The 11,625-nt window shown below is 35.9% G+C and carries 11 protein-coding genes and 1 pseudogene; 7 read left to right on the top strand and 5 right to left on the bottom strand.

Annotated features, from left to right (window positions below; all coding sequences use genetic code 11):
• Both CWATDRAFT_RS40500 and CWATDRAFT_RS25295 read left to right on the top strand, forming a co-directional pair.
• A partial coding sequence (locus CWATDRAFT_RS40500) for a hypothetical protein (RefSeq protein ID WP_042712379.1) occupies positions 1-318 on the top strand: 318 nt, incomplete at its 5' end.
• A 94-nt stretch (positions 319-412) separates the two neighbouring features.
• A complete protein-coding gene (locus CWATDRAFT_RS25295) occupies positions 413-808 on the top strand; it encodes a hypothetical protein (protein WP_007303072.1) in 396 nt (131 codons plus the stop codon).
• A gap of 288 nt (positions 809-1,096) precedes the next feature.
• On the opposite strand, the gene CWATDRAFT_RS25290 is transcribed toward CWATDRAFT_RS25295, so the two are convergent.
• The 3 genes from CWATDRAFT_RS25290 to CWATDRAFT_RS25280 all read right to left on the bottom strand — a co-directional run bounded on the left by CWATDRAFT_RS25290 (position 1,097) and on the right by CWATDRAFT_RS25280 (position 5,116).
• A complete protein-coding gene (locus tag CWATDRAFT_RS25290; protein ID WP_007307666.1) occupies positions 1,097-2,803 on the bottom strand; it encodes an ATP-binding protein in 1,707 nt (568 codons plus the stop codon).
• Positions 2,804-3,213: 410 nt separating this feature from the next.
• Positions 3,214-4,137 carry a cation diffusion facilitator family transporter gene (locus CWATDRAFT_RS25285; protein WP_007307665.1) on the bottom strand — a complete coding sequence of 308 codons (924 nt, stop codon included), beginning with the start codon at positions 4,135-4,137 and terminating at the stop codon, positions 3,214-3,216.
• Between the two features lie 118 nt (positions 4,138-4,255).
• Positions 4,256-5,116 (bottom strand): sugar kinase, encoded by an 861-nt coding sequence (locus tag CWATDRAFT_RS25280; protein ID WP_007307664.1) that lies wholly within the window; start codon positions 5,114-5,116, stop codon positions 4,256-4,258.
• 10 nt (positions 5,117-5,126) lie between these two features.
• On the opposite strand from CWATDRAFT_RS25280, the gene rsmI reads away from it, so the two are divergent.
• Genes rsmI through CWATDRAFT_RS25260 form a run of 4 tightly spaced genes read left to right on the top strand, consistent with a single transcriptional unit; the run spans position 5,127 to position 9,973 of the window.
• Entirely contained in the window at positions 5,127-5,978 is an 852-nt protein-coding gene (gene rsmI, locus CWATDRAFT_RS25275) for a 16S rRNA (cytidine(1402)-2'-O)-methyltransferase (protein ID WP_198139032.1), read from the top strand.
• On the top strand, positions 5,956-7,494 hold the full coding sequence (locus CWATDRAFT_RS25270) for a TAXI family TRAP transporter solute-binding subunit (RefSeq protein WP_007307668.1): 1,539 nt from the start codon (positions 5,956-5,958) through the stop codon (positions 7,492-7,494). The genes rsmI and CWATDRAFT_RS25270 overlap by 23 nt, the downstream gene beginning before the upstream one ends.
• A 4-nt stretch (positions 7,495-7,498) precedes the next feature.
• Positions 7,499-8,524, top strand: a complete 1,026-nt coding sequence (gene dusB / locus CWATDRAFT_RS25265; protein WP_007307669.1) for a tRNA dihydrouridine synthase DusB — start codon at positions 7,499-7,501, stop codon at positions 8,522-8,524.
• A 54-nt stretch (positions 8,525-8,578) separates the two neighbouring features.
• The gene (locus CWATDRAFT_RS25260) at positions 8,579-9,973 is read left to right on the top strand and encodes an aldehyde dehydrogenase (protein ID WP_007307670.1); all 1,395 of its coding nucleotides are present in this window, start codon (positions 8,579-8,581) and stop codon (positions 9,971-9,973) included.
• 105 nt (positions 9,974-10,078) lie between these two features.
• On the opposite strand, the gene CWATDRAFT_RS25255 is transcribed toward CWATDRAFT_RS25260, so the two are convergent.
• Positions 10,079-10,474 carry a hypothetical protein gene (locus CWATDRAFT_RS25255; protein WP_007307663.1) on the bottom strand — a complete coding sequence of 132 codons (396 nt, stop codon included), beginning with the start codon at positions 10,472-10,474 and terminating at the stop codon, positions 10,079-10,081.
• 79 nt (positions 10,475-10,553) lie between these two features.
• Between CWATDRAFT_RS25255 and CWATDRAFT_RS25250 the strand changes: the two are divergent.
• Positions 10,554-10,757 (top strand): annotated as a pseudogene (locus CWATDRAFT_RS25250) (NF041680 family putative transposase); the annotation flags it as partial.
• Between the two features lie 6 nt (positions 10,758-10,763).
• On the opposite strand, the gene CWATDRAFT_RS25245 reads toward CWATDRAFT_RS25250, so the two are convergent.
• Positions 10,764-11,625: IS5 family transposase (locus tag CWATDRAFT_RS25245; RefSeq protein ID WP_007307662.1), on the bottom strand; the 862-nt coding region annotated here is incomplete at its 5' end.

The following is an 11,625-nucleotide window of genomic DNA, read 5'->3' as shown; positions in this document are numbered from 1 at the left end:
CACCACACAAACAGGCGGGGGAGAGAGGGGGAAGCCCTTTGGAGCCTTGGGCAAGCTTGGTTTGCTTACGCTGGTTGTATAAAACAGTCCCCCCTTTGTGGCCCACTTGGCAAACTGGTCCGATTGGGCAGGGCAATGGAACTTTCCGAACCTATGGGCATGGGGGAAAACTGGATCGTGAAATCGGAAAATGGTCAAAAGGGTGGGAGCATTCACGTTGGGGCTTTTGTTCCTGGGAGGCATCGGGATGCAAAAGGTTTTTTTCGCTTTAGTCCTGGAAGAGTTAGCGTCCACACAGGAATTCCTCGGCAGACTTAGCCGTTCATTCTGGTCATTTTGGAAGTTATGACGTTATAATTACCGGATTATATACGCTAACATCAGAAGAGGTTGTTTGTTACAGTTAAGGCTAATGTCATCACATTCCGAACTTAAGACCAGTCAAGATGTCCACCTGAGAGCCAAACAAATTAAGAGTCTAATTCGCTCTCTTAAACAGAAAATAAAGAAAATTGAACGGGAAGGGGAAGTAGCACCAGCTAATTGTCATATTATTCGTTATCAGGTTAATGGAAAGGGAACAATCTACTGGTATTATAAACTACAGGCTGCTGAATCAATTTTTCCTATGGCCACTAATAATGAGAAAAAAACCAAATATAAATATTTAGGACGAGCCGGAAGTTCTGCTCATATTGATGCTGTAGAAAAACTCACTAGAAGAAATCTCATTGATGAATTAGAACGAGTCATTCAATCTCTAACTGAAAGCTACTTAGATATCTATATTGGAACCGAAACTGAATGAAGCTATTTAATATTTAAAATCCCCTAAAAAGATGGAAAGAGAGTTTTTAAAATCACCTTAATTCTCTATTTTAGCTCTGGAGATATGTTTAGCGTAAAATTTACGCTAACAATTGTTTTTTATCCAAAGTCCAATAAATAGGGACGGAAATTAAACCCTTTGCCTTCGGAGGAACCTCCTTCTTCAAGTTCTTCTACGGGTAAATCTGGTAATGATGTAGCCACAAATCACCTTTACTATAAAGTCTAAATAATAGTTTAATTCTAACATCAGATTTCCTAACTTTTATCAGGCTTTTGCTGTTTTGATCACTGGCATTTGTTCGAGGGGAACGGTAAAGGTAACAGTAGAACCAAGTCCTTCCCCCATACTATAAAATTCCACTTGTCCTCCCATAGCTTCCACTAGCTTTTGAGAAATGGCTAAACCGAGTCCAGTTCCTCCATAGGCTTTAGTATGGGAACCGTCTACCTGCACAAATTTTTCAAAGAGTTTGGCTTGTTTATCCAGGGAAACCCCAATACCAGTATCGGTGACACTCACTTTGACATGACCGGGAAATTCTTGATTTTGGTGGTGTATTTTCTTTTTGACAATCTCTGCGTTGACTACAATACTCCCTTCGTGGGTGAATTTAATAGCATTACTGACTAAATTCAGCATCACCTGTAATAATCTCTGATAATTCCCATAAACCACTATGGGGGTTAAGGTACTGGGTAGTTTACTGCGAAACTCCAGATGTTTGCGTTGGGCTTGGGGTAATGTAAAATTATCCACAGCCTGGAATAATTCTGCGAGTTCCACTGCACCTAACTCGAGATCCATTTTGCCAGCTTCTATTTTGGCAATATCGAGAATATCGTTAATGAGATTAAGCAGGTGTAGGGCTGATTTATGAGCCTCTTCCAGGAATTCCTGTTGTTCTTCGGCATCATCAGCCATGCCGTCTAAAATCAGTTTCAAAAAGCCAATAATGCCATTGAGAGGGGTTCTCAATTCGTGGGTGGTACTGGCTAAAAAGTCACTTTTGAGACGGGATGCTTCTTCGGCCGCTAGGGTTGCTTGTTCCAGTTCTTGATAAAGGGTAGCATGGGCGATGGCTGTTCCTACTTGATCCGCTAATTCTTGGATTAGTTCGATTTCAGCCGGAGACCAATACCGACTGCGATCGCATTGCTGTAAACAGATTAAACCATTGCGTTGATTTTGATAAAAGGTGGAAACAATTAAATTAGATTGTACTTGAGAAGAATTTTCTAGTAATTGCTCAAAAATTAGGGGTTCCCGTTGATTTAGGGCTTGTTGCCACAAGGGTTCCTCCTGGGGAATCAAACGACTGCCTAATTCTGAAGGACAATAGGGTAGACAATATTCTGCTTTAACGTCTAAATATCCTTGCTCTGGTCCGATGGCAATCATCAAACAACGACTGACTTGCAAAGCTTCTCCTAAACTATCTACGGTTTGTTGCCAGATGGTTTCTAAATTTAGGGTTCGTCGAATTTTTCTGGCAATTTTGGTCAGTAGTTTTTGATAGGGATCGGGGTGGGTGGGTAAGGCGGAATTATTAATTAAACTCAGGTCATTATCTTGTAAGGGATGTCCCATTACCAGAACGGTTGTTGCTTGCTTTTGTTTGGGTAAAATAGGACTAATGACTAATTCTAGGGCAAAGGTTTGACCTTTGTATTCAAATTGACAATAACATTGTTCGGGTATTTTTCTTTCTAATACTCGTTTAATTCTCTCGTCATAAGCGTCTGGGGATGCTGGTTTTAAACTTTGTTCCGGGAAAAAGCCAATAATATCTTCCGGTTCAATGGCTAATTCTTCCCCTAAATCTCCATAAAATGATAAATATTTCCCTGATCTGTCTTGAATATAGACTAACTCGGCTTCCAATGCTTGCCATAAGGCAGGGTTTGTCATGGGATTAGATGACATTTCATTAGCACCGGAGGAAGATTTTGGTATTTTGATCAAGGAACTCATGGGTCATTGTTTAAGATAGGAACGACTGGGGTGGGTATGAGATTAGATATTGAGGGAAAAATACTCTTCTCTCATCGAAAGTATGATTCTCTCTTCTCATAGCCCGATACCGTTAATATACCCAAAAATTTGCGAAAACTATCAACAGTGAATGGTGGGCAGTGAGTAAAGATTTCTTGATTAACCGTTAAATTATCTTTTTTTGCCCACCCTACTACTCTATTAAAACTTAAGGGAACTTCATCCCCTGTTTTCTCCCCTCGGATTAATATTCAACATCCCTTAGTTTATCAGGTTTTTGATGATGAAAAGATGGTTAAAGTCTTAACATCCCTTCGGGCTCGGAGAGAGGCAGAGGGCAGAAGGCAGGAGGGAAGATTTTAGTTAAAGAAAATAATTAAAACTTACTATTACTTTTCCCTAAGGATTATATCTTCTGCCCATTTAGAACTTTTAGTAAAAACAATATCAATCATTAAATCAGGATATTGTTGACAGATAACTTGGCTTATTTCCTCTCTAATATTATCTAATTTTTCAATTCCTTTTAGGTTATATTCTCCTGGCAATAACCAATAAATACTCACAAATATAGTGTTGCCTATTTGAGTTATTCTTAACCAATAATTTTCCAAAGGAAATGACTTAGCTGCAGTTTCAAATAAATGGGTTATATTTTGCTTAATATTTGTGCTAGGAGAAGCTAACAATAATTGTTTTAAACTTTGGATAATAACTTTAATAGTAACCGGAATGGTAATTAATACGATAATAATAACTAAAGTAGAATCGGCGTAGGGAATAAACCAAGATAAAGGCGTGTTTTTGATGAATATAATCACAGTAAAAGCAATGCCAACGCTTAAGCTAACTAACCCATTAACTAACCAGTTTTTGGCATCTACTTCTATCATTAATGAACGAATTTTTTTAGCTATTTTCTTTTGAATCAATGCAGTTATTAAACAACCACCAGAAGCAATTAAAGCGTAAATTACAGCTATGTTAGCATTGAGGTTTCTACCACCTTGTAGAATGGCAGTTACAGCAGAGGTTAAAGCAAATAATGATAAGAGAAAAATTAACAGTCCTTTAATAAGATTGACTAAGGGAATAAAACTTAGATAACCAAAGTTAAAATTTTCATTCTCTGGTTGTTTTTGTAACCAAGCTACTCCCAATGTTATTAAGGCCATGATAAAACTAACAACGTTAAAAAATCCATCTAATAAAATAGCTTCTGATTGAATAAAAATGCCAAAACTAATTCCTAGAATTGACATAAATAAAGTGACAAATATTGATAAATTTAGTCCAATTTTTTCTTGGTTCATTTTTCTAAGCTTTTAAAATGTTTAGACTGATTGTAAGTTTGTAGTTAGTCCTTTAGGATGAGAAATATAGTCTTTATTAAGGCTAAAGCCTTGACTACGAAATTTTGAACTTTTCTATTTATAAGATTAAATGTTCCATCCATTTTCGAGTGCCAAAAGATTGACAAGCCACCGCAGCAACTTCTGAAGCTTTTGCTAAGGAATCAATAAAATTATTGTTCAAAATAAAGTGACAAAATGCTCCGTGAAAAACATCGCCAGCACCCAAGGTGTCAACTGCTTTAATATGAGAGATTTCTATATTACTAAACTTTTCTTTTGTCCAATATTTGATAGGATTTGCTCCATTAGTAATGGCAATATTAGGAATACCTAATTGTTGTAAATATTTGACAACATCGTCAATCTCATAACAATTAGGGGGATTAAAATTAGCAGAACAAATAGCATACTTCACATAGGGTAAAATTTCCTCAAACCCTGGTTTCCAACTGCCTCCATCAATGACAAGAGGAATGTCTCTAAAATGCGCTGCTTGGGCAATGATTTGACTCACTGCCATCTGATGTCCATCGATTAAAATGATATCAACATCCTGTAAAATTTCTAGGGATAATTTATCTGCTTTGGCCTGAGATTTGATAGCATTAATGGAAATAACAGCCCTTTCTCCTGTAACCTTATTAACAATAATTGAAGAAGCTGGAGGCGGTTTTTCGTGAGAAGGGGAAAGATCAAAAACACTCAAGGAACAATCTTCTAATTCTGCAAAAATTAGTTGACTAATGGGGTGGTTCCCAATCATACTTAAAAGGGTGGCTTGATGACCCAAATGTTGAAAGGTAATAGCTGCATTGGTAGCAGGCCCCCCTGCCGCAATGGTTTGATCAAGGGCGACAATTTTTTCATTAGAATGGGGAAAGTGATCCGCAAGATAGATGATATCGAGAGTCGTTAAACCGACAAATAATCCATTCATGACTAATATAATGAACAACGAAAGTTTACAGCAGGGAACACTTTACATTGTGGGAACACCCATCGGGAATTTAGAAGATATTACCTTTCGGGCGATCCGAATTTTAAAATCAGTTAATCTTATCGCCGCAGAAGATACCCGTCATACTGCTAAACTTTTGCATCATTTTGAGATTACTACGCCTCAGGTTAGCTACCACCATCATAATCGCACGGCTCGCCATACTCAATTGTTAAACTATCTTGAAGAAGGACAAACCATTGCTTTAGTAACGGATGCTGGAATGCCAGGAATTTCTGACCCTGGATATGATTTAATTTATACTTGTATTATAGCAAATATTCCTGTTATTCCTATCCCTGGAGCAACGGCTGCTATTACTGCCCTTTCTGTGTCTGGTTTGCCCACAGATCGCTTTATTTTTGAGGGTTTTTTGCCATTAAAAGGAAAAGATAGAAGTGATCGCCTCAATCAATTAATGACAGAAACTCGTACTATTATTATCTATGAAGCCCCCCATCGTTTACTGAAAACCTTAAGAAATTTTAAAGAAGTCTTTGGGCAGGATCATCAGATTACAGTGGCAAGAGAATTAACTAAACGTTATGAGGAGTTTTGGCGAGGAACCTTAGACAATGCTATCTTATATTATCAGAATTCTCAACAGATCAAAGGAGAATTTACCCTCATTATAGCAGGGGGTTCTCAAAATGATGGACTTGAGTTAACTATTGAGGAATTAAAAGATGAATTACAACAATTATTAAAGCAAGGGATGACGCGATCGCAAGCCAGTCGTCAGTTAGCAAAAGTAACCCATTTTTCCCGTCGTCAAATTTATGATTTATCCTTGGAAAATTAAAATGATAAAACCAAACTTTATCCATAGCTTAATATTAATAATACCTATTTTTTTAGGGAGTTGTGCCACACAAAAAACCACATTATCAATTTCTAGTGGTTCCCCAGGAAGTGGTTATAAAAGTATTAGTTCTCAAATTAAACTATCAGCAGATACTATAGAACAAATTGAGGTAACAGATAATTTTGATTCTCAAGGTTCACAGCAAAATTTACAACGTTTATTGGATAAAGAAGTTGATTTAGCTATTGTCCAATTGGATGTAGCAAGTGATGCTATGAAAGAAGGAAAAGTTAATACTTTATTAGTCTTAACTCAAGAGTATTTGCATATAGTTTCTAAAGCTGATTCTAACATTAAAACTTTAGCAGATTTACAAGGAAAACAGGTTATTATTGGAGCAGAAGGTAGCGGAATTTATTTCACAGCTAAGAGAATTTTTGAAGCGAGTAATATAGAAGTAATAGAAATAAAATCTAATCAGGATAGACTTAAAAAACTGATTAATGATGAAGTTGATGCCTTTATTTATGTGGGACCATTGGCTACCAGTGAGAGATTTAAACAAGAATTAAACAAGTCACCTCAACTTAATTTAATTCCCGTAGATTCGAGTTTAGTTAATTATTTAACTATTCAGTTTCCTGAGTCTTATCAAGGAAAATTTATCCCTCAAGGGACTTATAAACCTTTACCACAATTACCCAATCAAGACTTACTAACTATCTCAACCCCTGGGGCATTAATTACTCGCCCAGATGTCAATCAAAGAAAAGTTTCTTTATTAACATGGGCGATTATTTCTAACTTTCGTCAATACTCTCCTTTTTACCCTCAATTAGCTTCTGAGCAAGATGCTAAACTGTTAAGTGAAGGGTTGATTTATATTCATCCTGGGGCCCAACAAGTCTTTAATCATGGCGATCCTAGAGTTGCTTGGCAACGTTATTTACAAGAAAATAAGCCTTTACAAGCTGCTTTTATTATGTTAATAAGTACCAGTAGTCTTGGGTTTTTAATCCGTTGGTGGGGTAAGAGAAAACAAAATAATCTCCTTCAAGCGAACCTACAAACTATTCATGAATTAAGACAATTATTGGATGATAATCCCCAAAAAGCAATAGAAGAAAATGAAACTTTGAGGCAAAAATATCGATTGATGCTAATTGATGGCAAAGTATCCCCAGAGGTTTATGAACAAATTGAAAAAATGACACAAATATTTTCTGAACAATGCAAACAATGGCAAGAAAAACAAAAAGAATTATCCCATAATCAGATATTGAAACTGATGGATGAATACAGCCAAAAACTGCCAGAAGGTTTAATTTTAGGAGAGGTACAAGAGGAACAATTAGAATATACTCACCAGCAATATAAAGAGATGTTGAAAAGTGGACAATTAGACTTACAAACTTATTTACAAATGATTCAACTTACTTTAACTTGGACAAACTTACTGTCATTAAATCAATCACAAAACCAGAACAATTATCTATCAAACGAATCAAAATAAAACAATGTTATCTATTTCATCCCATCTACAAGAAAAACTATCTCAACCCTTAAAAATTGGCTCAGTAGAAGTTAAAAGTAGGGTTTTACAGTCTCCCTTATCTGGTGTTACTGACTTAGTTTTTCGTCGTTTAGTGAGGCGTTATTCACCCAATTCTATGATGTACACTGAGATGGTGAGTGCCACAGAAATTCATCATTTAAAACAACTTCCTAGACTGATGGAAATTGATGAAAATGAACAACCTATTAGTATTCAATTATTTGATTGTCGTCCTGATTTTATGGCAGAAGCGGCACAAAAAGCCGTAGCAGAAGGAGCAAAAACTATTGATATTAATATGGGTTGTCCCGTTAATAAAATAACGAAAAAAGGTGGGGGTTCTTCTTTATTAAGACAGCCACATCTAGCCCAAACACTCGTGGCAGAAGTAGTTAAATCTGTGGAGGTTCCTGTTACTGTAAAAACGAGAATAGGGTGGGATGATAAAGAAATTAACATCTTAGAATTTGCTCAAAAAATGGAAGATGCAGGGGCAGCTATGTTAACCCTTCATGGGAGAACTCGCGCACAAGGATATAAGGGAAATGCTAGGTGGGAATGGATTAAAAAAGTTAAAGAAATCTTGACTATTCCTGTTATTGCTAATGGTGATATCTTTTCTGTAGAAGCTGCTATTAACTGTTTGGAAATAACAGGGGCAGATGGGGTTATGTGTTCCCGTGGAACCCTGGGGTATCCTTTTTTAGTAGGAGAAATTGATCACTTTTTTTGCACAGGAATTAAGCAGAATAAACCCACTCCTAGAGAAAAATTAGAATGTGCTAAAGAACATTTACAAGGGTTATGGGAATATAAAGGTAAACGAGGTATTTATCAAGCTAGAAAACATTTGAGTTGGTATTGTAAAGAGTTTCCTGGAGCATCAGAATTAAGGGATAAAGTCTCTCGTATCGAAACAGTAGAAGAAGGCTATAAATTATTAAATGAGGCAAAAGAGTCGCTCTCACTGATTAACCCTTGCTCATAATATTAAAATTTGTTAACATACGAGTAACAACTGATTTTTGAGGTTCCATTTAAGATGTTAAAAACAGATAGTATTGATATAGTAATCAGAAAACAACGTGATTTCTTTTCCTCAGGAACGACACAAGATATTAATTTTCGTAAGCAACAACTTAAAAATTTACGAAACTTGATAGATGACAATGAAAATGAGATACTAGAAGCATTACATAAAGACTTAAAAAAAACTGAATTTGAAGGGTGTTTAACCGCTGTTATTGGAGCCAAAATAGAGATTGATTATGCCCTTAAAAATATCAATAAATGGACAAAAGCTAAAAAAGTTTCTGTTCCTATTGATCAATTACCAGGCAAGGCATTTATACAGCCTCAGGCCAAAGGAGTTGTTCTTATTATTAGTCCTTGGAATTATCCATTTCATTTAGCTATTGTCCCTTTAGTGGGGGCTATCGCTGCTGGAAACTGTGCTATTATTAAACCTTCAGAACTAACACCAAATACATCAAAAGTGATCGCAAAAATAATAAATAATAACTTCGATGAAAACTACATAAGGGTTATAGAAGGAGCCAAAGAAACCAGTCAAAAATTATTAGAACAAAAATTTGATCATATTTTCTTTACAGGTGGTTCTTCCATCGGCAAAATTGTAATGGAAGCTGCTGCTAAACATTTAACTCCAGTGACTTTAGAATTAGGGGGGAAAAGCCCTTGTATTATCGATACAAATATCAATGTGAAAGAAACAGCAAAACGTATCGCCTGGGGAAAATTCTTAAATAATGGACAAACCTGTGTAGCTCCAGATTACTTATTAGTCAATCGCCAGATAAAAAAAGAACTTTTAGAGGCAATAATCGAAGCAACTAAAAACCTATATGGAGACGACCCTGCAACCAGTCCAGACTATGGAAGAATTGTCAATCATCATCACTTTAATAGATTGTGTGCTTTATTAGAACCAGGTAAAATTGTTTTAGGAGGTCAAGTTATACCAGAAGAGAACTATATTTCTCCGACAATTATCGATGAAGTTTCTCCTGATTTTCCTATCATGGAAGACGAGATATTTGGTCCAATTTTACCCATCTTAGAATACGATCGACTAGAAGAAGCTATTGCTTTTATAAACGAAAGACCGAGACCCCTTGCTCTCTATTTATTTTCTAATGACAAAAAACAGCAAAAAATCATAGTACAAAAGACCATATCGGGAGGAGTTTGTATTAACCATACAATAATGCACTTAGGGGTGCTTGACCTTCCCTTCGGTGGTGTAGGTAACAGTGGGATGGGTTCTTATCATGGCAAAGCCAGCTTTGACACCTTTTCTCATCAGAAAAGTGTCTTAAAACGTTCCTTCTTCCTAGGAACAGATTTACTTTTCCCACCCTATAAGGATAAATTAAAGTGGATAAAACTTGGACTTTGTATAAAAAACAATTGTTAGCGTAAATTTTACGCTAAACATATCTCCAGAGCTAAAATAGAGAATTAAGGTGATTTTAAAAACTCTCTTTCCATCTTTTTAGGGGATTTTAAATATTAAATAGCTTCATTCAGTTTCGGTTCCAATATAGATATCTAAGTAGCTTTCAGTTAGAGATTGAATGACTCGTTCTAATTCATCAATGAGATTTCTTCTAGTGAGTTTTTCTACAGCATCAATATGAGCAGAACTTCCGGCTCGTCCTAAATATTTATATTTGGTTTTTTTCTCATTATTAGTGACCATAGGAAAAATTGATTCAGCAGCCTGTAGTTTATAATACCAGTAGATTGTTCCCTTTCCATTAACCTGATAACGAATAATATGACAATTAGCTGGTGCTACTTCCCCTTCCCGTTCAATTTTCTTTATTTTCTGTTTAAGAGAGCGAATTAGACTCTTAATTTGTTTGGCTCTCAGGTGGACATCTTGACTGGTCTTAAGTTCGGAATGTGATGACATTAGCCTTAACTGTAACAAACAACCTCTTTTGATGTTAGCGTATATATTCCGCTAATTTATAAGGTAATAAATTTTAAAAATGACCAAAAATGAAACGGCTACGTCTGTCGAGGAATTCCTGGTGTGGAGGTCTAACCTCTTCCAAGGACTAAAAGCTAGAAAAGAAACTATTATAGAATTACTCGATGCCCTCTCCAGTAACCAACAAGCTCACTCAGTCGTTGAATTGTCTCTCAATCCTTTATTTAGAAGAGATTATAACAGTTTATATAGAGGAATTCAATAGTTTTTACCCACTCAAACTGACCCTAATTAGGGTTTGCGGAAAAAGTTTCTCCAAAATTTGTGCCACTTTTGACCAAGAATTTTCTGACAAATCAATAAGTTTTAGTACATAAAAATTGTTTAAAGTATAATCAAAATTAATGAAAGGCGGTTTGATGAGTTCCTTTGTTCTATTATTAGTAAATAAGGACAAAAAAAGCGACAAAAACTGCCTCAGAAGTTTAGAAAGATTGACAACTAAAAATGTAATAGCAATAGATGTAATGGAGGTTTCAGGTAGTTTTGTCATCACGAGATTTAGGCTAAATCTTCGTTTAGCTTGTCCAAACTTTCCCTCAATAGCATTACGGAAGCATTCATCGGAGTGGGCTTGTTTCTTTTCTTCTTCACTGACATTTTTCGGAGGTCTTCCTAACTTCGGACCACTGATTCTTATCCCTCTTTCCTTACACCAATTTCTGTTTTCCCTAGTTCGATAAATTTTATCTACATGGACGGATTCGGGATAATAGCCAAACGTTTCTTTATACTTTTCTACTTGTTCTTTTAAATGACAAGATTCATTGAAGTTTTCCCAACTTATTTTGTCTAGAAACACATAGTTATCTACACAGCTTACTGAGAGTTTAGCTCCAAACTCTATTGGTTTTCCTGCTTTTCCCCTCACTATTGGACGAATATGCGGTTGAGTTAAACTTACAATTCTTTGAGGAACACTCTGGGTCTTATTCTCCCACATTGACTGTTGTTGTTCATAAACTTTTTTGATAGTCTCTAGACAATTTTTCTGTCTTTTACTCAGATTTTCCAGGGAAGCCCCAGCTTGAATTAAGTCTTCTATATTTCCTAAATTTTTCTTAAGGTAT

Origin of the sequence: Crocosphaera watsonii WH 8501, from assembly GCF_000167195.1 — a bacterium.
GTDB lineage: Bacteria > Cyanobacteriota > Cyanobacteriia > Cyanobacteriales > Microcystaceae > Crocosphaera > Crocosphaera watsonii.
This window is presented reverse-complemented; position numbering and strand designations above follow the sequence as displayed.

What these genes read in the sequence shown, in the direction of transcription:
- CWATDRAFT_RS25295 (WP_007303072.1), top strand. Translation starts at nt 413, where the DNA reads ATGTCATCACATTCCGAACTTAAGACCAGTCAAGATGTCCACCTGAGA.
- CWATDRAFT_RS25290 (WP_007307666.1), bottom strand. Translation starts at nt 2,803, where the DNA reads ATGAGTTCCTTGATCAAAATACCAAAATCTTCCTCCGGTGCTAATGAA.
- CWATDRAFT_RS25285 (WP_007307665.1), bottom strand. Translation starts at nt 4,137, where the DNA reads ATGAACCAAGAAAAAATTGGACTAAATTTATCAATATTTGTCACTTTA.
- CWATDRAFT_RS25280 (WP_007307664.1), bottom strand. Translation starts at nt 5,116, where the DNA reads ATGAATGGATTATTTGTCGGTTTAACGACTCTCGATATCATCTATCTT.
- rsmI (WP_198139032.1), top strand. Translation starts at nt 5,127, where the DNA reads ATGAACAACGAAAGTTTACAGCAGGGAACACTTTACATTGTGGGAACA.
- CWATDRAFT_RS25270 (WP_007307668.1), top strand. Translation starts at nt 5,956, where the DNA reads ATGATTTATCCTTGGAAAATTAAAATGATAAAACCAAACTTTATCCAT.
- dusB (WP_007307669.1), top strand. Translation starts at nt 7,499, where the DNA reads ATGTTATCTATTTCATCCCATCTACAAGAAAAACTATCTCAACCCTTA.
- CWATDRAFT_RS25260 (WP_007307670.1), top strand. Translation starts at nt 8,579, where the DNA reads ATGTTAAAAACAGATAGTATTGATATAGTAATCAGAAAACAACGTGAT.
- CWATDRAFT_RS25255 (WP_007307663.1), bottom strand. Translation starts at nt 10,474, where the DNA reads ATGTCATCACATTCCGAACTTAAGACCAGTCAAGATGTCCACCTGAGA.